The 23,312-nt window shown below is 71.9% G+C and carries 22 protein-coding genes and 2 tRNA genes; 13 read left to right on the top strand and 11 right to left on the bottom strand.

Translation table 11 applies throughout. From position 1 onward, the window contains the following. The 4 genes from HWD93_RS11120 to HWD93_RS11105 all read left to right on the top strand — a co-directional run bounded on the left by HWD93_RS11120 (position 1) and on the right by HWD93_RS11105 (position 2,718). Positions 1-933 (top strand): ATP-binding cassette domain-containing protein, encoded by a 933-nt coding sequence (locus HWD93_RS11120; protein ID WP_070418712.1) that lies wholly within the window; start codon positions 1-3, stop codon positions 931-933. Next, the gene (locus HWD93_RS11115; RefSeq protein WP_083295324.1) at positions 930-1,967 is read left to right on the top strand and encodes a D-isomer specific 2-hydroxyacid dehydrogenase family protein; all 1,038 of its coding nucleotides are present in this window, start codon (positions 930-932) and stop codon (positions 1,965-1,967) included. The genes HWD93_RS11120 and HWD93_RS11115 overlap by 4 nt, the downstream gene beginning before the upstream one ends. Before the next feature lie 100 nt (positions 1,968-2,067). Beyond that, positions 2,068-2,140, top strand: a tRNA-Asn gene (locus HWD93_RS11110). 89 nt (positions 2,141-2,229) lie between these two features. Continuing rightward, the gene (locus HWD93_RS11105; RefSeq protein WP_070418713.1) at positions 2,230-2,718 is read left to right on the top strand and encodes a hypothetical protein; all 489 of its coding nucleotides are present in this window, start codon (positions 2,230-2,232) and stop codon (positions 2,716-2,718) included. A gap of 84 nt (positions 2,719-2,802) precedes the next feature. Here the strand turns inward: HWD93_RS11105 and def are convergent, their stop codons facing one another. Beyond that, positions 2,803-3,378 (bottom strand): peptide deformylase, encoded by a 576-nt coding sequence (gene def, locus HWD93_RS11100; RefSeq protein ID WP_071294837.1) that lies wholly within the window; start codon positions 3,376-3,378, stop codon positions 2,803-2,805. 39 nt (positions 3,379-3,417) lie between these two features. On the opposite strand from def, the gene HWD93_RS11095 reads away from it, so the two are divergent. The 6 genes from HWD93_RS11095 (at position 3,418) to HWD93_RS11070 (ending at position 8,379) form a co-directional block, all read left to right on the top strand. Continuing rightward, a complete protein-coding gene (locus HWD93_RS11095) occupies positions 3,418-4,329 on the top strand; it encodes a DMT family transporter (protein WP_261646849.1) in 912 nt (303 codons plus the stop codon). Positions 4,330-4,442: 113 nt separating this feature from the next. After that, positions 4,443-5,654: a glycosyltransferase gene (locus HWD93_RS11090; RefSeq protein WP_261646848.1), complete on the top strand. Its 1,212-nt coding sequence runs from the start codon at positions 4,443-4,445 to the stop codon at positions 5,652-5,654. Between the two features lie 13 nt (positions 5,655-5,667). After that, positions 5,668-5,742, top strand: a tRNA-Ile gene (locus tag HWD93_RS11085). 55 nt (positions 5,743-5,797) lie between these two features. Further along, positions 5,798-6,934 carry an AI-2E family transporter gene (locus HWD93_RS11080; RefSeq protein WP_229085312.1) on the top strand — a complete coding sequence of 379 codons (1,137 nt, stop codon included), beginning with the start codon at positions 5,798-5,800 and terminating at the stop codon, positions 6,932-6,934. Next, positions 6,931-7,731 carry a DUF1684 domain-containing protein gene (locus HWD93_RS19490; RefSeq protein ID WP_261646847.1) on the top strand — a complete coding sequence of 267 codons (801 nt, stop codon included), beginning with the start codon at positions 6,931-6,933 and terminating at the stop codon, positions 7,729-7,731. The genes HWD93_RS11080 and HWD93_RS19490 overlap by 4 nt, the downstream gene beginning before the upstream one ends. A gap of 147 nt (positions 7,732-7,878) precedes the next feature. Further along, a complete protein-coding gene (locus tag HWD93_RS11070) occupies positions 7,879-8,379 on the top strand; it encodes a DUF3145 domain-containing protein (protein WP_071294840.1) in 501 nt (166 codons plus the stop codon). 328 nt (positions 8,380-8,707) lie between these two features. Here the strand turns inward: HWD93_RS11070 and HWD93_RS11065 are convergent, their stop codons facing one another. The 6 genes from HWD93_RS11065 to aceE all read right to left on the bottom strand — a co-directional run bounded on the left by HWD93_RS11065 (position 8,708) and on the right by aceE (position 16,595). Further along, positions 8,708-9,952: a beta-ketoacyl synthase gene (locus tag HWD93_RS11065; protein ID WP_261646846.1), complete on the bottom strand. Its 1,245-nt coding sequence runs from the start codon at positions 9,950-9,952 to the stop codon at positions 8,708-8,710. A gap of 201 nt (positions 9,953-10,153) precedes the next feature. Then, positions 10,154-10,402 carry an acyl carrier protein gene (locus HWD93_RS11060; RefSeq protein WP_022903951.1) on the bottom strand — a complete coding sequence of 83 codons (249 nt, stop codon included), beginning with the start codon at positions 10,400-10,402 and terminating at the stop codon, positions 10,154-10,156. 114 nt (positions 10,403-10,516) lie between these two features. Beyond that, positions 10,517-11,572, bottom strand: a complete 1,056-nt coding sequence (locus HWD93_RS11055) for a beta-ketoacyl-ACP synthase III (RefSeq protein WP_070418718.1) — start codon at positions 11,570-11,572, stop codon at positions 10,517-10,519. Next, entirely contained in the window at positions 11,569-12,510 is a 942-nt protein-coding gene (locus tag HWD93_RS11050) for an ACP S-malonyltransferase (protein WP_261646845.1), read from the bottom strand. Before HWD93_RS11050 ends, HWD93_RS11055 begins: the two co-directional genes overlap by 4 nt. A 106-nt stretch (positions 12,511-12,616) precedes the next feature. Further along, positions 12,617-13,843: a CdaR family transcriptional regulator gene (locus tag HWD93_RS11045; RefSeq protein ID WP_070418720.1), complete on the bottom strand. Its 1,227-nt coding sequence runs from the start codon at positions 13,841-13,843 to the stop codon at positions 12,617-12,619. Positions 13,844-13,850: 7 nt separating this feature from the next. Next, positions 13,851-16,595, bottom strand: coding sequence for a pyruvate dehydrogenase (acetyl-transferring), homodimeric type (gene aceE / locus HWD93_RS11040; RefSeq protein WP_070418721.1), 2,745 nt, complete (start codon positions 16,593-16,595; stop codon positions 13,851-13,853). Positions 16,596-16,839: 244 nt separating this feature from the next. Here aceE and HWD93_RS11035 point away from each other — a divergent pair, with 244 nt between their 5' ends. Genes HWD93_RS11035 through pip form a run of 3 tightly spaced genes read left to right on the top strand, consistent with a single transcriptional unit; the run spans position 16,840 to position 19,307 of the window. Continuing rightward, a complete protein-coding gene (locus HWD93_RS11035) occupies positions 16,840-17,328 on the top strand; it encodes a peroxiredoxin (RefSeq protein ID WP_070418722.1) in 489 nt (162 codons plus the stop codon). A gap of 53 nt (positions 17,329-17,381) precedes the next feature. Beyond that, the gene (locus HWD93_RS11030; RefSeq protein WP_261646844.1) at positions 17,382-18,326 is read left to right on the top strand and encodes an alpha/beta fold hydrolase; all 945 of its coding nucleotides are present in this window, start codon (positions 17,382-17,384) and stop codon (positions 18,324-18,326) included. Between the two features lie 9 nt (positions 18,327-18,335). Continuing rightward, positions 18,336-19,307 (top strand): prolyl aminopeptidase, encoded by a 972-nt coding sequence (gene pip / locus HWD93_RS11025; RefSeq protein ID WP_071294841.1) that lies wholly within the window; start codon positions 18,336-18,338, stop codon positions 19,305-19,307. Here the strand turns inward: pip and HWD93_RS19485 are convergent. The 4 genes from HWD93_RS19485 to HWD93_RS11005 are packed head-to-tail and all read right to left on the bottom strand — an operon-like array spanning position 19,272 to position 23,288. Then, a complete protein-coding gene (locus tag HWD93_RS19485; protein ID WP_071294842.1) occupies positions 19,272-20,858 on the bottom strand; it encodes an alpha/beta hydrolase in 1,587 nt (528 codons plus the stop codon). The two genes, pip and HWD93_RS19485, sit on opposite strands and share 36 nt — an antisense overlap. After that, entirely contained in the window at positions 20,855-21,814 is a 960-nt protein-coding gene (locus tag HWD93_RS11015; RefSeq protein WP_261646843.1) for an amino acid--[acyl-carrier-protein] ligase, read from the bottom strand. The genes HWD93_RS19485 and HWD93_RS11015 overlap by 4 nt, the downstream gene beginning before the upstream one ends. Continuing rightward, positions 21,811-23,004 carry an acyl-CoA dehydrogenase family protein gene (locus HWD93_RS11010; RefSeq protein WP_229085317.1) on the bottom strand — a complete coding sequence of 398 codons (1,194 nt, stop codon included), beginning with the start codon at positions 23,002-23,004 and terminating at the stop codon, positions 21,811-21,813. The genes HWD93_RS11015 and HWD93_RS11010 overlap by 4 nt, the downstream gene beginning before the upstream one ends. Next, on the bottom strand, positions 23,001-23,288 hold the full coding sequence (locus HWD93_RS11005) for an acyl carrier protein (RefSeq protein ID WP_071294843.1): 288 nt from the start codon (positions 23,286-23,288) through the stop codon (positions 23,001-23,003). Before HWD93_RS11005 ends, HWD93_RS11010 begins: the two co-directional genes overlap by 4 nt. Positions 23,289-23,312: the final 24 nt, after the last annotated feature.

Below are 23,312 nucleotides of genomic sequence, written 5' to 3'. Positions count from 1 at the left end.
ATGATCGCGGTCAACGGACCGGCGGTCGTCGCGGACGACGTGTCGATCGAGTACCGGAGCGGACGGGGGACGGATGCGATCCGGGCCGTCGACGGCGTGAGCCTCACGGTCCGTCAGGGGGAGATCCTGGCCGTGCTCGGCGAGTCCGGGTCCGGCAAGTCGACGTTCGCCGCGGCGATCGCCGGCCAGCTCGGCACCACCGGCGAGGGCGACGGCGCCCACCGTCGGCACATCGTCGGGGGCGAACTCACGGTGCTCGGGCAGAAGACGCGCGGGCTCCGACCGACGTCCCGCAAGCTCGAGCGGCTGAGCGGTCGCATCGGCTACCTGCCGCAGGACGGCGCGGACCGGCTCAGCCCGGACCTCACCGTCGGCGAGGCGATCGCGGAACCGATCTACGCCCGAGACCGCCGGTTCGACCGGAAGGAAGCCGGCCTCATCGTCGCCCGCCTGGTCGACGCGGTGCACCTGCCGCTCGGGGTGATGCGGCTCAACACGTGGGAGCTCTCGAGCGGGCAGCGGCAGCGCGTCGCCCTCGCGAAGGCGCTCGTGCTCGAGCCCCAGCTGCTCGTCGCCGACGAACCCGCCCGCGGCGTGGACGTGCTCGTGCGGCAGTCGGTGCTCGAGGCGCTGGCGACCCTGCAGCGGAACCGGCAGTTCTCGGCGGTCGTGGTGTCGAGCGACCTGCGCGAGGCCCGGGCACTGGCCGACCGGGTGGCGATCATGGCCGAGAGCCGGCTCGTCGGCCTCGGCACCTTCGACGAGGTCCTCGACAACCCCGTCGACCCCTACGTCAAGACGCTCGCGTCGACGGCGGCCCGTCCGGTGAAGCGTCGGCAGCCGGCGTCGGCCGCACCCCGTCGGTCCTCGGCGCCGCGTCGGCCGGTCGCCGCCGGCACCGGTCCGCGCGCGGAGCGGCAGGAGAACGCATGAGCGCGGGTGCGTCGTCGGGTACGTCTTCGTCGTCGGGCGCGCGCGGGCACCGGGCCGTGGTGACCGACGCGGGTGCCGAGCTGCCGGTCGCCCCGCCGACCGCCGGCCCGATCGCGATCCTGCCCGCCGGGGACGGCACCGCCCTCCACGAGGACGCCGTCGCCGCAGCCGGTGGGACCGTCGCTCCGCTCGGGGCGGACACCGCCGGACTCGTGTGGCTCGACCCCCGCGATCCCGCGGGACTCGCCGACGCGCTCGACGCCGCACCGTCCATCGGCTGGGTCCAGCTGCCGTTCGCCGGCGTCGACGCCTTCGCCTCGCTGATCGCCGAGCACGGGGACCGTGTGCTGTTCACCTCGGCCAAGGGCGCGTACGCCGAACCCGTCGCCGAGCACGCCCTCGCGCTGACGCTCGGGACGCTACGGGTGCTGCAGAAGCGTGCCCGGGCGCGGTCGTGGGCGACCGAGCCCGAGGGTGTCTCGCTCTACGGCCGGAACGTGGTCGTCATCGGCGCCGGTGGCATCGCGCTGGAGTACATCCGCCTGCTCGCGCCGTTCGAGGTCTCGGTCACCGTGGTGCGCCGGTCGTCCTCGCCGGTTCCCGGGGCGGACCGGACCGTCACGACCGACCAGCTCGACGACGTCCTGCCCGATGCCGACGTGGTCATGATCGCCGCGGCGATGACCTCGGGGACCGCGAAGCTGTTCGGGCCCGCGCAGTTCGCGATCATGAAGCCGTCGGCACGGCTCGTGAACATCGCGCGTGGGGGACTGGTCGACACCTCCGCGCTCGTGGACGCCCTGCGCAGCGGTGCGATCGCGGCGGCCGGACTCGACGTCACCGACCCGGAGCCGTTGCCGGACGGACACCCGCTCTGGGACGAGCCGGGCGCGATCATCACGCCGCACCAGGCCGACACGCCGGAGATGGTGGCGCCGCTGCTGGCCGAGCGCGTGCGGGTGAACACCGTGGCGTTCCTCGGCGCGGCAGGCGAGGGCTTCGTCGGCGTGGTGGACCCGGTCGCGGGGTACTGAGCGCGGCACGCCCGGGATGCGTGGCGGATGCGCGGGGTCTGTCCCGGGTGCTGCTATGCTGTTACCCGTTGTTCGCACGACATTCGCCAGCGGACAGTGATCCTCGATAGCTCAATTGGCAGAGCAGCCGGCTGTTAACCGGCAGGTTGTTGGTTCGAGTCCAACTCGGGGAGCAGCACGGCCCTCACCTTCGGGTGGGGGCCTTTTGCGTGGCGTCGGAGCTCGCAGCGGACGCATGGCCGGAAGCTGTTAGCGTTCACAGGTGATCACCGTGCGCCGAGCCCTCGCCGCGGGCGTCGTCGCGGCCGCGGCGATCGGCCTCGTGGGGTGCACGACCGGCGCGGAGTCCGAGCCGGGCGACTCGCTCGACACCACCGCCACCTCGGGCGTCGCGGTGTCCGGCACGGCACCGATCGTCTTCGCGTTCGTCTGCGACGTGGGGACGTCGGACCGCTCCGAGACGTACACGACCTACTCCGCCGTGTGGGACGACGAGCGCACCGACTGCCGGGCGCAGCGGATCACCGGCACCGAGATGTCGACGCAGCAGCGCTCCGCGGTCGACGCTGCCGAGGGGGACGCCACGCTCGAGGAACTCGCGACCACCTGCGCGGTGCGGGGGACCGGGCCGTGGGCGGCCTCCGTCGACTCGTCGGCCGAGGCGCACGTCGCGGCCGGTCTGCTCGAGTACTGCCCGGGGCATCCGGAGACCGAGCACCTGCGGGACGCGATCGCTGCCTGGCGGGGGTGAGCCGCGCCTCCTGGGCTCTGCTGATCAGCGCCGGGCCGACGCGGTCGGCCGTCGACCGGACCCGGGCAGACGGGACGAGCGCCGTCAGCCCTCGGGGTGGTCGCGCCCCGGCAGCCAGGACTTGCCCGGCCCGCCCCAGCTGTTCTTCCTGATGGCCTTCGCGACCTGCTTGCCGTACGGGTGCACGAGCCGGTCCGCGTAGAGGTACCCGTCGAGGTGGTCGTACTCGTGCTGGAAGATGCGGGCGAGCCATCCGTGGGCCTCGACCTCGAACGGCGTGCCGTGCTCGTCGACGGCACGGAGGAGCGCGCCCTCGGAGCGGCGGAGCGGGAACCGTTCGCCCGGGACCGAGAGGCAGCCCTCGGACTCCTCGTCCTCGTCGAGCTCCTCCACAGCCTCGGGAACGGCGGGGGTCGTCCACAGGACGGGGTTCACCGCGACGCCGCGGTGCAGGACCTCGTCATCATCGGTCCATGAGTACACGAACAGCCGCTTGCCGACGCCGACCTGCGGGCCGGCCAGTCCGACCCCGGGTGCGAGGTCCATCGTCTCGAACATGTCGGCGACCAGCGATCGCAGGTCGTCGTCGAAGTCGGTGACCTCGGCTGCACGCTCGTGCAGGACGGGTTCGCCGGTGATGCGGATCGGGAGAACGGCCATTCACCCAGGTTATCCGGCGGGGAACGGTAGCCTCGACGCGTGACGACGGACCTCCAGCTGCCCGACGCGGTGAACCTCACGCCGTTCCAGGCGCTCATGATCCCCGTCGCGCTCATCGGGGCCGTGTTCCTCTCACTGGGGGCGCAGTTCCAGAGCCGCGGGGTGCAGCGGGTGGAAGCGCGGCTCGGTCGGCAGTCGAAGGGCCTCAGCGTCCGGCACGTCGTCGGGCTGGTCTCGAGCGGCTACTGGGTGCTCGGCACGCTCATGCTCGGCATCGCCGTGGTCCTGCAGCTGGTGAGCATCACGTACGCGCCGCTCATCGTCGTGCAGCCGCTCGGCGCCGTGGCCCTCGTGATCACGACCTGGTTCTCGTCGCGGTCCTCCGGGGTGCCGCTCGGCCGTCGGGCACGGCGAGCGGTCTGGACGTGCATCATCGGCGTCGGCATCTTCGTCGGCATCGCGGCCTTCGTCGGGCACGAGAGCGCGATCACGAGCCGACAGCTCGTCACCGTGCTCGTGATCCTGGCCGTGGTGCTGGTGCTCGTGCTGGTGTCGTTCCGCCTCGTCGCGAAGCACAAGAACGCGCTGTACTACATCGTCGGCGCCGGCGTCCTCTACGGGTTCGTCGCGACGCTGGCCAAGGTCGTGCTGAACCGGTTCGTGAACGGCACGTTCGACTGGCTGACCGTGCTCGCGATCGTCGGGGTGGTCGTCGCCGCCTCGCTGGGCGGGTACTTCGTGCAGAACGCGTACTCGAGCGGGTCGGCCGACCTCGTGATCGCGGGGCTGACGGTCATCGACCCGATCGTCGCCGTCGGCATCGGGGTGATCATCCTGGGCGAGGCCGCCGGCGCCCCGGTCTTCGCCGTCTTCGGCTTCGTCGTCGCAGCCGCGATCGCGATCACCGGGGTGTTCCTCCTCGCCAAGCACCACCCGCAGACCCGCTCCTGAGCCGTCGTCCCGTGGGGTGACGGCGTCCACCGCGAGGCGGACGCGCTGCCCGAGCGGCGTGCGGTAGCGTCGTCGAACGACCAGCAATCGCCCACGAGAGGACGACGCCAGCCGTGTCAGACGACGCCACCACCGCCACCGCCGGGCCGACGGGTGCGACGGGCGGTCGACGACCGCTGCGCGTCCTCATCGCGGCGGACACCTTCGCACCCGACGTCAACGGAGCCGCGACCTTCGCCGAGCAGCTCGCCGTCGGCCTGGCCGAGCGCGGGCACGAGGTCCAGATCGTCGCCCCGGCGGCGAGCCGCCACTACGGCACCTTCGACGAGGAGCTCCACGGCGTGACCCTCGTCGTGCACCGCCTGAAGTCCTACAAGTGGCCGCTGCACGCGTGGCTGCGCTTCGTGTGGCCGTGGAGCGTGAAGAAGTGGACCGCCCCGATCCTCGACGCGTTCCAGCCCGACGTCCTGCACATCCAGTCGCACGTCGTCGTCGGCCGGGGCATGGTGCCCGAGGCGCACGCGCGCGGCATCCGGGTGATCGCCACGAACCACTTCATGCCCGAGAACCTCCTCGAGTACACGCCGTTCGGCAAGCGCACGGTGCCGATCGCGGTGAAGATCGCCTGGAACGACGCCGCCAAGACCTACCGGCTCGCCGACGCGATCACGACCCCGACGAACCTCGCCGCCGACTACCTGCGCCGGGCCATCGCCGGTCAGCGGGTCCTGGCGATCTCGTGCGGGATCGACGCCACCCGGTACGTTGCACGCGAGGGGCGGCCTGCGGGCAACGACATCGTCTTCGTCGGTCGGGTCGCACCCGAGAAGAACCTCGACGTCCTCGTGAAGGCCCTCGCGCTGCTGCCGTCCGAGCTCGGAGCCACGCTGACGATCGTCGGCGACGGCGAGATGATCCCCAAGCTCCGGCAACAGGCGAAGGAGCTCGGGCTCGAGGACCGCGTCCGGTTCCTCGGCTTCGTCTCGGACGAGGTCAAGCAGCGGGCGCTCACCAACTCGACCGTGTTCGCGATGCCCTCCACCGCCGAGCTGCAGAGCATCGCCTCGCTCGAGGGCATGGCCTCCGGCCTCCCCGTCGTCGCGGCGGACTCGATGGCGCTCCCGCACCTCATCGACGGCAACGGGTACCTGTTCACCCCCGGCGACGAGCACGACCTCGCGGCGAAGCTCACGGCGGTGCTGACCGCGTCGGACGAGGACTACGTCACGATGCGCGACCGCAGCCTGGCGATGATCGAGGCGCACGACATCAACCGCACGCTCTCGACGTTCGAGTCGCTGTATCGTGGGGAACCGGTGGCCTGACGGTCCCCGGCACGGGGCGGTAGCCAAGCTGGTCAAGGCAGTCGGCTCATAACCGAACGATTCGCGGGTTCAAGTCCCGCCCGCCCTACATGTCAAAAGCCGACGCGGGTTCGAGCAACAGCAAGCGACCGCACCCGCCCCGCGTGCACCTCCCGAGGAAGCGCGACACGCAGCAGCAACAGGACGACCACAGCCCGACGCCCAACGTAACGTTCGAGGTGACCCGTGGTGGCACCGGCGTGCGCGTGAACGCCTTCCGGATCGGCTTCATGGGTGCGCTCGGCGTGCTCGTCGCCGTCGTCGCGGGGGCGATCGTCAACGAGCTCTCCACCGTGCTCGTCTACGTCGGCGTCGCGCTGTTCCTGGCGCTCGGCATCGACCCGCTGGTGTCCTTCCTCGAACGGTTCGTTCCGCGCTGGGTGGCCATCACCGTCGTGGTCGTCGGGGTCCTCGCCGCGTTCGCCGGGGTGGTGTTCGCGGTCGTGCCGATCCTCGTGCAGCAGGCGACGAACCTCATCCAGAACTTCCCCGACATCGTGCAGGACATCTCGAGGCAGGAGTGGGTGCAGAACCTCTCCGACCAGCTGTCGGGGTCGTTCGACATCGACCACGCGCTGCAGTCCGTGCAGTCCTTCGTCGAGAACCCCGGCAACCTGCTGAGCCTCGGCGGCGGGATCCTCGCGGTCGGCAGCGGGATCCTGACCGGGCTCACGGGCGCCGTCATCGTCATCATCCTGATGCTCTACTTCCTCGCGTCGATGCGCGGCATGAAGTCGATGACCTACCGCTTCGTCCCGGCGTCCCGCCGCGAGAACTTCATCGACGTCAGCGAGCAGATCACTCAGGCGGTCGGCCGCTACGTCGTCGGGCAGATCTCCCAGGCGCTCATCAACGGCATCCTCAGCCTGGTGTTCCTGCTCATCATCGGTGCTCCGCTGCCCGTGCTGCTGGCCTCGTTCGCGTTCCTCGGGTCGCTCATCCCGCTCGTGGGCACGCTCGCGTCGGCCATCGTCATCTCGCTGCTCTGCCTGTTCGCTTCGCCCGCGACGGCCCTCGCCGCCGCGATCTACTACCTCGTGTACATGCAGGTCGAGGCGTACGTGATCTCGCCGCGGATCATGTCGCGTGCCGTGCAGGTCCCCGGCGCCCTCGTCGTGATCGCAGCGGTCGCGGGCGGGACCATCGGCGGGGTGCTCGGCGCACTCGTGGCCCTGCCGGTCGCCGCGTCGGTGATCATCATCGTCCAGAAGGTCATCTACCCCCGCCAAGAGCAGTCGTGACCGCCTTCGACGAGCAGGTCGCCGACCGCGACCGCTGGGCGACCAGCCCTCGGGGTCCGCTCGCGCTCGTGAACGCCCAGCGTGTCGACCTCGCCCAGCCCGTGTGGCCGGTCCCGGGGCAGTGGGCACCGGCACCCGGCGGCCTCACGGTCACCGCCGACGCGGGTGACGGGGTGGTCGTCGACGGCGACCCGGTGGACGGCACCGTGCTCGTGGCCGGCGACGAGGCGGTCGTCCCGTCGGTGGTCGCCTTCCCGGACGGCCTCGCCGGCACCGTCTCCCGCGGCACGCTGCGCGTGTGGGACCCGGCGTCCGACGCGATCGCCCGCTTCGCACGCATCGCCCGGTTCGACCACTCCGCCGCGTGGGTCACGTCCGGCAGGTACACGCCGGGTGTCCCAGGAGGCGCGGCGAGCGTCGTCGACGCAGCCGGCGATCCGCTCGAGGTCGCCGGACACGTCGAGACCACCCTGGGCGGATCGGCCGTCCGGTTGGTTGCGGTCCGCTCCGCGGCCTTCCGCGGCGCCGCGCGGCTGCAGCTCATCGTGCAGGACGCCACGAGCGCCCTGCCCGAGGACGATCCCGGCAGCACCTACTCGATGGGCCGGTTCCTGTACCTCGACGACCCCGGTGTCGCTGCCGACGTCGAGCTGGACTGGAACTTCCTCGTCCTGCCGCCGTGCGCGTTCTCGTACCAGTTCGCCTGCCCGATCCCGCCCGCCGAGAACCGGATCCCGGTGCCGGTCACCGCGGGGGAGCGGCACCCGCTCGACGCGTCGGGGCACGTCTTCCACTGACTCTGTCGCGGTGCCTGGTGTTCCCAGCGCGCAGCCTGCATAATGGGCGTGTCCGCAAGGACATCACAATCGGATATCGATGGTTCCGAAACGAGAACCTCCAGTTCAGGTCGATGGGGAAGTCGCACCTGACGAATCGGAGGAATCGTGAACGGAACGACCACCGGGGTGCTCTACGTGCACTCCTCACCACGCGCGCTCTGCCCGCACGTCGAATGGGCGGCAGGTCGCGCCATGAGCCGTGCCGTGAACTTCTCGTGGCTCGACCAGCCCGCCCAGGACGGCGCGCGTCGGACCGAGTTCACCTGGACCGGTTCCGTCGGCACGGGTGCGGCGATCGCCTCGGCCCTGCGCGGCTGGGAGCACCTCCGGTACGAGGTCACCGAGGAACCCACCTCCGAGTCGGACGGCGGCCGCTGGATGCACACGCCCGACCTCGGGGTGTTCTACGCGCAGACCGACGTCACCGGCAACATGGTCGTCCCCGAGGACCGAGTCCGCTACGCGATGGAGGTGGCGGGGAGCAACGCCCTCGAACTCCACCGCGAGCTCCGACTCGCCCTGGGTCAGGCGTGGGACGACGAACTCGAACCGTTCCGTCACGCCGCCGAGGGCAACCCGGTCGTCTGGCTGCACCGCGTCGGCTGAGTCGCGCCCGATCCTCCGTCCCGGACGCCGCCCCTCGGGGCGGCGTTCGTGCGTCCGCGTCCGCGGCCGCCCGCCCGCCCGCCCGCGCCGAGTCTCGCCTCGGCGGACGGTTTCGCGCTTCCGGAGCCGCGAAACTGTCCGTAGGGCCGAGTCTCGGCGCACCGACGCGGCCACACGCCACGGGCCGCGGCCGCGGGGAGCGCGCCGCGCCAGGGCCGGCCACGGGAACGACGGAGGCCCGCCCCGACGACGCGGGACGGGCCTCCAGGACCGACGGACGGACCCGACGGACACGACGGGCGGACCCGACGGGCCCGACGGACCGGACTCAGACGCTCCGGAACGCGACCACGGCGTTGTGCCCACCGAACCCGAACGAGTTGCTCACCGCGAGCAGGTCGCCCTGCGGGAGCTCGCGCGGCGCCGTGGCGACGTCCATCACGATCTCCGGGTCCTGCTGGGTGAGGTTGATCGTCGGCGGCGCGACGCGGTTGTGCAGCGCGAGGGCCGTGAACGCGGCCTCGATCGCACCGGCACCACCGAGGAGGTGCCCCGTCGACGCCTTCGTGGCGGACACCACGACGTTGTCGAGGTGGTCGCCGAACACACGGCGCATGGCGTGGTACTCGGCGACGTCGCCCACCGGGGTCGAGGTGGCGTGCGCGTTGACGTGCACGACGTCCTCGCGCGCGGCACCGGCGTGCTCGAGCGCCTGCAGGACGGCACGGGCGGCAGCACTGCCCTCGGGGTCCGGCGCGGTGATGTGGAACGCGTCCGAGGTGATGCCGGCGCCGGCGACCTCGGCGTAGATCGTCGCGCCGCGGGCCTCGGCGTGCTCCTTGGTCTCGAGGATGAGCGCCGCGGCGCCGTCCGCGAGCACGAAGCCGTCGCGCGTGACGTCGTACGGACGCGATGCGGTCTGGGGGGAGTCGTTGCGGCGGGAGAGCGCCTGCATCGACGCGAACGCCGCGAGGGGCAGCGGGTGCAGGGCGGCTTCGGCACCGCCCGTGATGACGATGTCGGCCTCGCCGGTGGCGACGTGGCGGTAGGCCTCGGCGAGGGACTCGGTCGAGGACGCGCACGCCGAGAGGTAGGTGCGGGCGCCGCCGCGGGCGCCGAACTCCATCTCGATGGCGGCGGCCGGGCCGTTCGCCATGAGCATCGGGACCGTCATCGGCAGGACGCGACGGGGACCCTTCTCGCGCAGGGTGTCCCACGCGTCGAGCAGGGTGTTGACGCCGCCGATGCCGGTGGCCCAGTCGACGATGAGGCGCTCGGGGACGACGGTCTCGGCGTCGATGCCGGCGTCGGCCCAGGCCTCGCGCGCGGCGACGAGCGACAGCTGCGACGAGGGGTCGAGGCGCTTCGACTCGGGGCGGGTGAGCTGGTCGGTGAGGAACCGGCGCGCCTGGCCGGCGAACTCGACGGGGAGCTCGAGCTCGGCGTAGCGCGGGTCCTCGATGCGGGTGATGCCGGACGTGCCGGCGAGCAGCGCGTCCCACGTTTCCGGGGCGGTCGCGGCGAGGGGCGTGATCGCACCGATCCCGGTGACGACGACGGTCTTGTTGGTCATGGAACGACGTGTTCTTTCGTGAGGACGTCCGACCGCTCGTGGCGGTGCCGGACGGAGCCGGGGCGGGCCGACGAACGCCGGACCGGGGCGGCCCGACGAACGCCGGACCTGTGTGGACCGACGAGGGTCGGTCCGGTGGACGAGATGAGCGCCGCGGCCCGCGGTCGGTCCGCCGGGGCCGCGGCGCTCAGGAAGCTCGCGTCAGGCCTGGGCCTTGACGATGTAGTCGACGGCGTCGCCGACGGTCTTGAGGTTCTTGACCTCTTCGTCGGGGATCTTGACGTCGAACTTCTCTTCGGCGTTGACGACGATGGTCATCATCGAGATCGAGTCGATGTCGAGGTCGTCGGTGAACGACTTGTCGGCCGCGACGGTGTCGGTCGCGATGCCGGTCTCGTCGTTGATCAGCTCGGCCAGGCCGGCGAGGACTTCTTCGTTGGACAGGGCCATGGGGATTCTCCTTGAGGGGGTGTCGTTTGACCGTGGACCAGCCTAGGGCACGCAGCGGTCGCGTGCCCGGAGGCTCGTCGGAGGGTGGCCGCGCGGGTGCGTGGCCGGGATGGGCTAGGGGAGGACGACGACCTGGGCGCCGAAGACGAGACCGGCGCCGAAGCCGATCTGCAGGGCGAGGCCGCCGGAGAGCTCGGGGTTCTCCTCGAGCAGGCGGTGCGTGGCGAGCGGGATGCTCGCGGCGGAGGTGTTGCCGGTGGTGGTGATGTCGCGCGCGATCACGACGGACTCGGGCAGGCCGAGCTGCTTGGCGAACTCGTCGATGATGCGGATGTTCGCCTGGTGCGGCACGAACGCGGCGAGGTCGGACGGCTGGATGCCGGCGGACTCGAGCGCCTCACGGGCGACCTTGACCATCTCCCAGACGGCCCAGCGGAACACGGTCTGACCGGCCTGCCGTATCGTCGGCCGCGCGGCCCCCGCTTCCCACTCGTTGTAGGTCGAGGTCATGCCGATCGCGTCCCACTTCGACCCGTCGGAGCCCCAGATCGTCGGGGCGATCCCGGGGAAGTCGCTCGGGCCGACGATCGCCGCTCCGGCACCGTCGCCGAGCAGGAACGAGATCGAGCGGTCCGTCGGGTCGACGATGTCGCTGAGCTTCTCGGCACCGACGACCAGCACGTGGTCGGCAATGCCGGACTTCACGAACGAGTCCGCCTGGGCGATGCCGTACGCGTACCCGGCGCACGCGGCGCTGATGTCGTAGGCCGCGGCGGGCGCGGCACCGATGCGCTCGGCGAGCAGCGACGCCATCGACGGCGTGGCGACGGTGTGGGTCACGGTGCTCACGAGCACGACGCCGATCTGGTCCGGCGTCAGGCCGGCCTTGGCGATCGCGTCGAGCGCGGCGGCCTCGGCGAGGTCGACCGCCTCGACGTCCTTGCCGGCGCGCATGCGGGTGATGATCCCGGTGCGCTGGCGGATCCACTCGTCGGAGGAGTCGATCGGCCCGACGAGGTCGTCGTTCGGCACGGCGTTCTCACCGCGGGCGGCGCCGAAGGCGAGGATGCGGGTGAACTCGTGGCCGCGACGCTGCTGCAGCAGCGGACGGGAGGCGCGGGTCGGCTCCGTCCCCTCGGTCGCGGTGGTCGGGATGGGGGCGTCGGTCATGCGGTTGCGTCTGCTTCCTGGCCCGCGCTCTGCAGCAGGTCGATCGCTGCGGGCAGGTCGTCGGGGGTCTTGATCGCGACGGTCGGCGTCCCGCGCAGACCGCGCTTCGCCAGGCCGACGAGGGCACCGGCGGGTGCGAGTTCGATGATGCCCGTGACTCCGGCGGCCGCGAAGGACTCCATCACGGCGTCCCAGTGCACGGGGCTCTGGATCTGCTGGACCATGAGGTCGACGAAGCGACGACCGTCGTCGACACGGGAACCGTCGGCGTTCGTCCAGATCGGCAGCGACGGGTCCTGCACGGTCGCGGCGGCGGCGACCGGGGCGACACGCTCGACGGCGGACGCCATGTACCGGGTGTGGAACGCACCGGCCACGGCGAGGGGGATCACGCGGGCCTTCGCGGGCGGGTCGGCGGCGAGGGCGGCGATCGCGTCGGCGGGACCGGCGACGACGGTCTGACCGCCGCCGTTGTGGTTCGCGGAGACGAGGCCGTTCGCCTCGAGCGCGGCGGCGACGGCATCGGCGTCCCCACCGAGGACGGCGGCCATCGACGTGGGCTCGAGCGCGGCGGCGTCCGCCATCGCCCGGCCGCGTTCGGCGACGAGGGCGACGGCGTCGGTCGGCTCGAGGATCCCGGCGACCCCGGCGGCGGTGAACTCGCCGACCGAGTGGCCGGCGACCCCGCCCACGAGGGCACGGCGGCCGTCGGCGAGCAGGGCGTCGGCCGTGATGAGACCGGCGGCGACGATGAGCGGCTGCGCGAGCGCCGTGTCCTTGATGGTCTCGGCGTCGGACTCGGTGCCGTGGGCGGCGAGGTCGACGCCGATGGCCTCGGACCACGCCCCCACGCGGTCACGGACGGTGGCGTCCTCGAGCCAGGGGGCGAGGAAGCCGGGGGTCTGGGAGCCCTGTCCGGGCGCGACGACGACGATCACCGGACAATCCTGCCCGTCGGCCCGCGCCGCACCCGTGTGGGCTTCCCACAGCGATGACCGCTCGACATTGTGCATTTCCTAGCGACGATGCGGCATACGACGTCGCTCACCGGCGGTGCGGGATGCGACGCCGACCGGCGGTCGACTCGGACATGGCGCCGAGGATGAGCGCTGACTGCACGATGAGGGCGTCCCGCGCGTGCGTGGCGTCCCACCCGATGATGTCCGCCACGCGGCGGAGCCGGTAGCGCACCGTGTTCGGGTGCACGAACAGCTCGCGCGCCGTGGCCTCGAGCGACCGGCCGGTGTCGAGGTAGCACCAGAGCGTCTGCAGGAGCTCCGTCGACTGGTCCTTGAGCGGCACGTAGATGCGCTGCACGAGGGCGGACCGGGCGAGCGGGTCGCCGGCGAGAGCGCGTTCCGGGAGCAGGTCGTCGGCCAGGGCCGGACGAGGAGCACCGCGCCAGGCCCGCGCGACCGCGAAGCCGGCGAGGGCACCCTTGGCACTGGTGGACGCGTCGACCACGCCGGGCACCTCGTTGCCGAGGACGAGGTGCCCCTCGCCGAACGAGGGCTCGAGCGCCTGGGCGATGGCGGTGAAGGACACCGGCTCCTCGCCCTCGGGGACGTCGTCGCGCGGCGTGGCACGGCCGATCACCACGACGAGGCGGGAGCCCTGCACGCCGATGAGCACGTCGGCGTCCATGTGCCGGGCGGTGCGACGGATCTGGTCGACCTCGAGCTGCTTCGGCGCGTTGCCGACCAGGACCGCGACCTCGCCGTGACCGTGCCAGCCGAGGGCCGCGATGCGCGACGGGAGTTCGTCGTCGTACTCGCCCGACAGGATGGAGTCGACCACGAGGGCCTCGAGCCGGGCGTCCCACAGCCCACGGGCCTCGGCCGCGCGGGCGTAGACGTCGGCGGCCGCGAAGGCGATGTCCCGCGAGTACTTGAGGATCGCCTCCTGCAGCATCTCGTCGTCCTTGGCGCGTTCCTCGACCACGGTGACGACCACGCGGATGAGCTGGAGCGTCTGTTGCAGGCTCACCGAGCGCAGGAGTTCCCGCGGCGCGGAGCCGAAGACGTCCGCCGCGGCGATCCACGGGGTCGACGCGGTGCCCTCGAGCCAGCTGATGAACGAGGTGATTCCCGCCTGGGCCACGAGCCCCACGGCGGAGCGTCGGCCCGGAGGCATCTCGCTGTACCAGGGGAGGGTGTCCTCGAGCCGCTTGATGGTGGCGGTGGAGAGTTCCCCGGACACCTGACGGAGCCAGGAGAGCGCCCGCTCGCGCGCGCTCTCCTGGCTCTCGGAGTCCGGTCGGACCGACGTCACCGGCAGATCAGCTCTCGCCGCCCGCGCTGCCCGTGGTGCCGGCGGTCACGTCGTGCAGGCGGTACTTGTCGATCGCCTGCTGGACGAGCGCGCCGTCGACCTTGCCCTGCTTCGCGAGCTGCTGCAGCGTCCGCACGACGACCGAGGGGCCGTCGATGTGGAAGAAGCGGCGCGCTGCCGGACGGGTGTCCGAGAAGCCGAAGCCGTCGGCGCCGAGGGTGGCGTAGTCGGTCGGGACGAACGGGCGGATCTGCTCCTGCACGGCGTGCATGAAGTCGCTCACCGCGACGACCGGGCCCTCGGTGCCGAGCAGTCGCTCGGTCACGTACGGGGTGCGCGGTGCCTCGTTCGGGTTGAGGAAGGCGTGCTGCTCCGCGTCGAGACCGTCGCGGTACAGCTCGCCCCAGCTCGTGACGCTCCAGACGTCGGCCGACACGCCCCAGTCCTCGGCGAGGAGCTGCTGCGCCTCGAGGATCCACGGGACGGCGACACCCGACGCGAGCAGCTGGGCCTTCGGCCCGTCGTGCTCGCTGCGGTTGAGCAGGTACATGCCCTTGACGATGCCGTCGACGTCGATGCCCTCGGGCTCGGCCGGCTGGACGATCGGCTCGTTGTAGACCGTCAGGTAGTACATGACGTTCGGGTCGGCGTGCTTGGCGCTGCCGTCCTCGTTCGTGCCGTACATCCGGTCGAGGCCGGCCTGGACGATGTGCCCGATCTCGTAGCCGTACGCGGGGTCGTAGGACACCACGGCGGGGTTCGTCGTCGCGAGGAGCAGCGAGTGGCCGTCGGCGTGCTGCAGGCCCTCGCCCGTGAGCGTCGTGCGACCGGCGGTGGCGCCGATCATGAAGCCACGGGTCATCTGGTCGCCGGCGGCCCAGATGGCGTCGCCGGTGCGCTGGAACCCGAACATCGAGTAGAAGACGTAGACCGGGATGAGCGGCTCGCCCTGCGTCGAGTACGAGGTGCCGACCGCGGTGAACGCCGCGAGGGCGCCCGCCTCGTTGATGCCGACGTGGATGATCTGTCCCTGCGGGCTCTCCTTGTAGGCGAGGAGGAGCTCACGGTCGACCGACGTGTAGTGCTGGCCGTTCGGGTTGTAGATCTTCGCCGTCGGGAAGTACGCGTCCATGCCGAACGTGCGTGCCTCGTCGGGGATGATCGGCACCACGCGGTCGCCGAAGTCGGGGGAGCGGAGCAGGTCCTTCAGCAGTCGGGCGAACGCCATGGTGGTGGCGATCTCCTGCTTGCCGGAGCCCTTCTTGACGACCTGGTACTTCGAGTCCTCGGGGAGGGTGATCGACGTGTACTTGGTGCGACGCTCCGGCACGTACCCGCCGAGCTCACGCCGGCGCTCGTGCATGTACTGGATCGCCTCGTCGTCGTTCCCGGGGTGGTAGTACGGCGGCGTGTAGGGGTTCTCCTCGAGCTGTGCGTCCGTGATCGGGATGCGCATCTCGTCGCGGAACTGCTTGAGGTTGTCGAGCGTGAGCTTCTTCATCTGGTGCGTCGCGTTGCGCCCCTCGAAGCTCGGGCCGAGGCCGTAGCCCTTGACCGTCTTCGCGAGGATGACGGTCGGCTGGCCCTTGTGCTCGGTCGCGGCCTTGAACGCGGCGTAGACCTTGCGGTAGTCGTGCCCACCGCGCTTGAGGTTCCAGATCTGGTCGTCCGTGTAGTCCTTGACCAGCTCGAGCGCCTTCGGGTCGCGCCCGAAGAAGTTCTCGCGGACGTACGCGCCGTTCTCGGCCTTGTACGTCTGGTAGTCGCCGTCCGGCGTCTGGTTCATCAGGTTGAGGAGCGCGCCCTCGGTGTCGCGGGCGAGCAGGTCGTCCCACTCGCGGCCCCAGACGACCTTGATGACGTTCCAGCCCGCACCGCGGAAGAACGCCTCGAGCTCCTGGATGATCTTGCCGTTGCCGCGGACCGGACCGTCGAGACGCTGCAGGTTGCAGTTGATCACGAAGTTCAGGTTGTCGAGGCCGTCGTTCGCGGCGACCTGGAGCTGTCCGCGCGACTCGACCTCGTCCATCTCGCCGTCGCCGAGGAACGCCCAGACCTGCTGGTCGGAGGCGTCCTTGATGCCGCGGTTGGAGAGGTACTTCGCCTGCTGCGCCTGGTAGATCGCGTTGATCGGGCCGATGCCCATCGACACGGTCGGGAACTGCCAGAAGTGCGGCATGAGGCGCGGGTGCGGGTAGGACGAGAGTCCGCCGCCGGCGTGGGACTTCTCCTGCCGGAAGCCGTCGAGCTGGTCCTCGCCGAGGCGCCCTTCCATGTAGGCGCGGGCGTACATGCCGGGGGACGCGTGCCCCTGGAAGAACACCTGGTCGCCGCCGGACGGGTGGTCCTGCGCGCGGAAGAAGTGGTTGTAGCCGACCTCGTACATGGCGGCGCTCGACGCGTAGGTCGAGATGTGGCCGCCGACCGCGATCCCGGGGCGCTGCGCGCGGTGCACGGTGATCGCGGCGTTCCACCGGATCCACCGGCGGTAGCGGCGCTCGAGCTCCTCGTCGCCCGGGAACTCGGGCTCGTTCTCCGGCGCGATGGTGTTCACGTAGTCCGTGGTCGGGACCATCGGCACACCGAGGTGCAGTTCCTTGGACCGCTTGAGCAGGCTCAGCATGATCTCGCGGCCACGCTGGTGGCCGTGGGTCTGCACCAGCCCGTCGAGGGACTCACGCCATTCGGCGGTCTCCTCCGGGTCCTGGTCGCTGCTGCCGTGGCTGTACGGGTCCTGGTCGTTCACCGTCACCCTTGACCTCGTTCGTTCTCGTGGTGGTGGACATGGCGGGCCACCGGTTGGTCGGGTCACGACCGGATGGGGCCCCGACCACTCTAGGCCCCCGCACCGACCCAGAGGCTGATGGTGACGTGTGGGTGGACAGGTGCTTGCATTCGGGTGACGTCGGCGTACGATTGCCGATCGTGCACACGCGACCCGTGCGTGCGCGAGGACACCGGGCACACCCCACGCCCGAGGAAGAAGCAACGCACTGATGGCACTGGAGATCGGCTCGCTCGCGCCGGACTTCGAACTCCCGAACCAGTTCGGGGAGCACGTCCGCCTCAGCGACTTCCGTGGCGTCCGCCCGGTCGCGCTGGTCTTCTTCCCGCTCGCGTTCTCGTCGACCTGCACGAACGAGCTCTGCGCCCTCCAGGACAACATCGCGATGTTCCAGGACCAGCGCGTCGAGCTCGTCGGCATCTCGGTCGACTCGAAGGCGACGCTCCGATCGTTCGCCGAATCGAACGGCTACGACTTCGAGCTCCTCGCGGACTTCTGGCCGCACGGCGCCGTCTCGAAGGAGTACGGCGTCTTCCTCGAGCACAAGGGCTTCGCCACCCGCGCGACCTTCGTCATCGACGTGCAGGGTCGCATCAAGGCCTCGATCATCTCCGAGCCGGGCGTCGCCCGTGACGTGACGGAGTACAAGGCCGCGCTCGACCGCCTGGCGGCCTGCGCCGCACCAGTCCCCGTCGGCTAGCGTTCCGAACACCTCCTGAGGCGACGCGCGACGCGTCGCGGACTGGAGGCACGGTGCACGCCGTCGACGACCGCCCACCCGCGCGGGTGGTCACCGCCGAGCCGTACGCGCCGTTCCCGGTCACCGCCGACGCCGACCGGTTCGGCCTGCAGCGCACCGTCGTCCCGACGGACGTCGGCCCGGTCGTCGTGCACCACCGACCCGGTCCCGCCGCGCTGCTCCTGCTGCACGGGGTCGCCGGGTCGTGGACCACGTGGACCCCGCTCCTGTCGGCGGCGCACGGCATCGACGACCGCGGTCTTGTGCTCGTCGACCTGCCGGGCTGGGGCGCGTCACCGGCACCGGTCGAGCCGCTCGGGGTCGACCAGGCGGCGTCGGTGCTGACCACGGTGCTCGACGCCCTCGCGGTCCCGGACGTCGACGTCGTCGGCCACTCGATGGGCGCCTTCGTCGGCATGCACCTGGCCGTCGTGGCACCCGGACGCGTGCGCTCCGTCGCGCTCGTCTCCGGCACGACCGTGGCGACCGCCGGAGCGTCCCGGCATCCCGTGCGCGGGCTCCTGACGCTCCCCGCGTTCACGCTGCTGCGGGCAGGCCTCGCGATCACCGGGGAGACGGCACGGCCGCTCCTGCGCGGACTCCGGGCGATCGGCCTCCTGCCCGTCCTCGCCGCTCCCGTCTTCTCGCACGTGCGCCGGCTCGACCCGAGCGTGCTCGAGGCGTTCGTCGACGAGCTCCGTCCGGCCGGCTTCATCGGAGCCGCTCGTGCCGCGGCCGCCTACGACCTGGACCGATGGCGCGGCGTGACGTGCCCGGTCACCGCGATCGCCGGGCGGGACGACGTGTTCGCCCGGGTGTCCGACCTCGCGGCGCTCCGTAGCCTCCTGCCCGACGTCCGGACGGTGCTGCTCGACGACTGCGGGCACTTCGCCCACGTCGAGCACCCGACCGCGGTGGCGCGCACGCTCGACCTCGTCCGGTCCGCACGTCCGTCGTAGGCTCCGGGTGTGCACCCGCCCATCGACCCCCACGACCACGGCTGGCTCGACCGCCCCGACGGCGCCCGGATCCACTGGGAGGAGTCCGGCAACCCGACCGGCCGCCCAGCGCTGTACCTGCACGGCGGCCCGGGATCCGGTCTCGGCGCCGGGGGCTACCGGCAGCGGTTCGACCCCGAGGTGTACCGGATCATCGGGCTCGACCAGCGCGGGTGCGGGCGGAGCACCCCGTGGGCGATCGACGACCTCGGGTCGCTCGACCGCAACACGACGGCGGCCCTGATCGAGGACGTCGAGGCGTTGCGGCGACACCTCGGCGTCGAGCGTTGGTTGCTGCACGGTGTCTCGTGGGGCAGCACCCTCGCGCTCGCCTACGCCCTGAAGCACCCCGAGCGCGTCACCGAGGTCGTGCTCGTCGCGGTGACCACCGGTTCCCGTCGCGAGGTCGACTGGATCACCGAGGGGGTCGGGACGGTGTTCCCGGAGGCCTGGTCACGGTTCACCGCCGACGTCCCGGCAGGCGTGCGGCCGGTCGAGCACCACGCCCGACTGCTGCGTTCGTCCGACCCCGCCGTCCGGGACGCCGCAGCCGACAGCTGGGACACGTGGGAGTCGACCCACGTCTCGCTCGACCCGGCGTGGCGCCCGGGGCAGCTGCACACCGATCCCCGGGACCGGCGCAACTTCGCCACGCTGGTCACCCACTACTGGGCGAACGACTGCTTCCTCGGTCCGGACGAGGTCCTCCGGCGCGCCGGCGAGCTCGCCGGGATCCCCGGCGTGCTCGTGCACGGGCGGCGTGACGTGAGCGGGCCCGTCATCACGCCGTGGCTGCTGCACCGGGCGTGGCCGGGCAGCCGCCTCGAGGTCGTCGAGGACGAGGGACACGGCGGGCCCACCGAGGTCGCGATCGCGCAGCGCGCCATCGACGGGTTCGCCGGCGGGTCAGGCGTGCACGGGGAACGTCGCCGCGACGCGTGACCGCACCTCGGTGAGCACGGCCTGCCGCATCACCGGGGAGAACAGCGAGTGGTCGCCGTCCGGCACCCGCACGAGTTCCACCCTGCCGGTCCGGCCACGGGTGCCCCACCGCCGGAGGGCACGCGGACCACCGAGCCGCTCGAACAGCTCGACGTCCACGGGCGACGCGATGAGCACGACGTCGGTGCCGTGCTCGACGAGCGGACGGACGTGTCCGACGACCCCGCCGACCCGGTCGCGACGGGCGACCCGGTCGCGCACCCACTCGGGTACGACGGCGTTCCACCAGCGCCGGAGCACCAGCCGCAGCGGCGACGGTTCGTCGATCGCGCGGAGGGCATCGGCGTACGCGCCCACCGCGGCCGGCTGGCGACGGTAGTCGTTCGGACTGATCTCGAGGACCATGCGCGGTGCGGCGTCCGCAGAGCGCCCCGCGAGCCACGCGCCGGCGCACATGCCGACGAGCACGAGCCGTCGGGAGTCCACGGCGAGGGCGTCGACCACCGCCTGCTGGTCGTCGATCCACTCCTGCGCGAACATCGCGGACCGCTCGTCCTCGTGGACCGCGGAGCTCTCACCGGTGCCGCTCCGGTCGACCCGGACCACCCGGGCACCGTCGCGGGCGAGGGTCCGCGCGAGGGCGACCTGGTAGTCGGACGCGCCGACGTGGTGCTCGGCGGCGCCGTTGTGCAGCACGACGACCGGGGCGTCCTCGTGCTGGCCGGAGGTGACGGTCTCGATGGCGAAGAGCCGTTCCGGGCCCATCCGGACGATGCGCTCCGACGTGCGGGCGTCCACGTCGAGGACCTCGTCGAGTGTCGGCGGCAGGACCGGCAGGGCCACCGTCGGCGCCCACGCGTCCGTCCACGCCACGACGGTGTCGACGGCGGAGCCCGGGATCCGGGCGACCATGCTCGTGCCGTCGAGGAGCTCGGCGCTCCCGGTGACCTCGGTCGTCGACACGTCGCCGAGCGCTGCGGGGGCGCTGCTGCCCGGGCGCACGAGGGCGATGGTCGGGCCGGTCCGCGACCGGTAGGTGAGCGCGCCGAGGGCCGCAGCTTCGGTGGGGTCGACGTCCATGCCGACGAGGCTCTCGACGCCGTCGACCACGCGGTCGGCGCCGATCGTGATCGTCGCCAGTGCTCGCTGCTTCCGGAGCCAGGCGCGGCCGGAGGCGGGCGCGTCCCAGAGGACCAGGCCGTCCGTGTCGGAGGCCGCGGCGGCGGCGATCGGCGCGGCGGAGGCCAGACCGACGTACGCGATCCGCTCGACCCCGGCACCACGCAGCACCGCTGCGGCGCGACGTGCCGACCGGACCTGCGCGTCGGGATCGCCGTCGGGTGCGGAGTCACCACGTCCGGACGGGTCGTACCGCACCGAGGCCACGCCACGCGCCTCCAGTCGGTCCGCCAGCAGGCGGAGGGTCCGGTACGCGATCACGCCCTCCTGCCCGAGCGGCGGACAGATCACGACGCCGGCGCGCGCCGCGACGGGGAGCTGCACGGCGACGCGGAGGGCCGGGCGACCCGTCCAGCCGTGGTGGGTGCTCACAGGGCCAGGGCCGCGCGGACCGGAGCCGGCCACGCGTCGAGGTCGGTGCCGTGCGCGGCGAAGAGGGCGATCGTGATGCGCTCCAGGCCGAACGCGACGCAGGCACTGTGCGCGACCTCGCCGTCGGCCGTGCAGATGCCGAACGACGTGCCGAAGTGGTCCTCGTGCAGGTTCGCCGAGCCGATCGCGGTCGCCGGGTGCTCCGGGCCGTAGACGGGCGTGACGAACTCGAACTTGAGCGCCTGCTCGACCTGGTTCCGGGCGAGCATCTGCCCGACCCGTCCGAAGAACGGGTCGTTCGCGGGGACGACGTCGATCTCGAGGCCGAACGACTCGAGCAGCGCGCGCATGACCGGGATGCGGTCGTCACGGTGGTGCTGGGCCGAGCCGGGCGTGCCGATGTGCACGAACTCGTGCATGTGGAACGCCTGCAGCCGCATCGGGTCGAGCGAGGGCTCGCGCCGGAACGAGTCGCCGACGATGTCGAAGGTGCGGCCGTCCTGCGGGACGCGGTCCCCGACGAGCCCGTAGACCGGGTGGCAGACCGCCGGGGTCAGCATCAGGTCGGCCGGCTCGAGGAAGCCCTCCCACCGCTCCCCGCGCTCGCGGGCGGCGAGCAGGGCACGGTGCGTGCGGTCGTCACCGGTGAAGCCGGAGATCGACGCGGCGAGGTCCGGGAAGGACGCGATGTAGTCGGTGCGCTCGAACGCCGCGAGCGGCTCCACGGGCGGGAAGCGCAGCACCTCGGCGTCGAGGTCCTGCTGGCTGGCCACGGCCGCGGTGTCGACCGCCGTGTACACGCGCTCGAACACGCCCGTGCGGCCGTAGAGCCCCGGCGAGCCGAGGTCGATGAGCACGCCGTCGGCGAGCAGCCGTGCACGCAGCGCAGCGCGGGCGGCGTCGAGGTCGGACGCGGGTGCGGACTGCGTCGTGGTCGTCGGTTCGGTGATGGTCACAGGATGGCTCCGGTCATGAGTGCCAGTGCGGCGTCGTTCTGCAGGAGACGGTCGTTGCTCACCATCACGGCGGCACCGTGCGCGTCTCGGAGGTGCCGGGCGATGCTGAGCTCCCCGGTGGCGGCGAAACCGGCGATGCCGACGATCCGCAGCGCCTGGGTGACGAGGTCGGTGACCCGCTCGGAGGAGCCGATCTTCAGCGCGTTCGCGGCCAGCGCGTACGCCGTCGACTCGAGCACCTCGGGGTCGTCGGCCACCTGGTCGAACCGGGCCGCGGCGTGCCGGACGGCGTCGGCCATGGTCTGCAGGTCGACCAGGAGCTCGGCGAGCCGGAGGGCTCCAGGAGGGGTCTGCCCGACGGCGGCGCGCGCCTGCTTGCGGACGGCCCGACGGGCACGGTCCGCCGCGTCCGCCGCGATGCCGAGCCACACCGACGCCCAGAGGACGTGCGACACGGGGAGGACGGTGCGGGCGGAGATCGTCGCGTAGTCGTCGCGGAGGACACGGTCCTCGTGCGTCTCGGTGTCGAGCAGCCAGCCGTTGCTGCACGTGCCGCGGAGCCCGAGCGTGTCCCAGGTCGAGGTCTGCGTGAGCGTGGTCTCCGCCGGCAGCGCGATGACGAGCCGCTGGTCGGACGCCGGCGCGTCGAGGTCGCGCCGGGCGGTGACGAGGATCGCGTCGGCCTCGGTCGCGTACGAGATGACCGGGGCGTCCTTGCGGAGGCGGATGCGTCCGGCGTGGTCGGGCTCGATGGCGCAGGTGCTCCGACGGGCGTCGCCGCCGATGCCGCGCTCGGTGGTGGACGACGCGACGAGGGCCCCGTCACGGACGGCCTCGATCATCGCGGTGACGCCGAGGGCCACGCCGCCGTGCCGCCAGAGCGCCATGGCCTGGCCGTGGTGCATCGCGAAGACCATGGCCGTCGCGGCGCACGCACGTCCGAGTTCGGTCGCGATGACGGAGAGCTCGGCGAGGGTCGCTCCTTCACCGCCGTGCTCCACCGGGACCGCCGCGGCGAGGAGACCGTGCTCCTTCATCGCGGCGATCGCCTCGCGCGGGGGACGGGCGTCACGATCGACCTCGTCGGCGTACCGGGCGGCGATGTCGACCACGAGGGCGGTGCGCTCGGCGAACCGGTCGACGGCGGAGACGGTCGTCCCGGCGCTCGCCGGACGCTCCTCGGTGATCACGCCGCCGTCTCCGCTGCCGTGGCGATGGACTCGATGGTGGCGAAGGTCGACCGGTGCAGCGCGGCGTCGGGGAACTCCACGTCGAGTTCGTTCTCGACCGCGAGCATCACGTTCACGGTGGCGTGCGAGGTCAGCCCGAGGGCGTAGAGGTCGGCGATCGACGCCACGTCCATGGCGTCGACGACGAGCCGTCCGTGGTCGGCGAGGGCTCGCCGGACGGCCAGTTCGGTCGTCGGGGCGACGAGTGCGACGGCGGTCGCTGCGGAGGTCGGGTCCTGGTGCATGCTGGCAACGATAAGGAGGACGGC

The sequence above is a fragment of the Curtobacterium sp. C2H10 genome (assembly GCF_025407985.1).
Lineage (GTDB): Bacteria > Actinomycetota > Actinomycetes > Actinomycetales > Microbacteriaceae > Curtobacterium.
This window is presented reverse-complemented; position numbering and strand designations above follow the sequence as displayed.

Bases quoted from the DNA above. Each gene is read 5' to 3' on its own strand.
- HWD93_RS11120 (WP_070418712.1), top strand. From the start codon at position 1: ATGATCGCGGTCAACGGACCGGCGGTCGTCGCGGACGACGTGTCGATC.
- HWD93_RS11115 (WP_083295324.1), top strand. From the start codon at position 930: ATGAGCGCGGGTGCGTCGTCGGGTACGTCTTCGTCGTCGGGCGCGCGC.
- def (WP_071294837.1), bottom strand. From the start codon at position 3,378: ATGGCCGTTCTCCCGATCCGCATCACCGGCGAACCCGTCCTGCACGAG.
- HWD93_RS11065 (WP_261646846.1), bottom strand. From the start codon at position 9,952: ATGACCAACAAGACCGTCGTCGTCACCGGGATCGGTGCGATCACGCCC.
- HWD93_RS11060 (WP_022903951.1), bottom strand. From the start codon at position 10,402: ATGGCCCTGTCCAACGAAGAAGTCCTCGCCGGCCTGGCCGAGCTGATC.
- HWD93_RS11055 (WP_070418718.1), bottom strand. From the start codon at position 11,572: ATGACCGACGCCCCCATCCCGACCACCGCGACCGAGGGGACGGAGCCG.
- HWD93_RS11035 (WP_070418722.1), top strand. From the start codon at position 16,840: ATGGCACTGGAGATCGGCTCGCTCGCGCCGGACTTCGAACTCCCGAAC.
- HWD93_RS11005 (WP_071294843.1), bottom strand. From the start codon at position 23,288: ATGCACCAGGACCCGACCTCCGCAGCGACCGCCGTCGCACTCGTCGCC.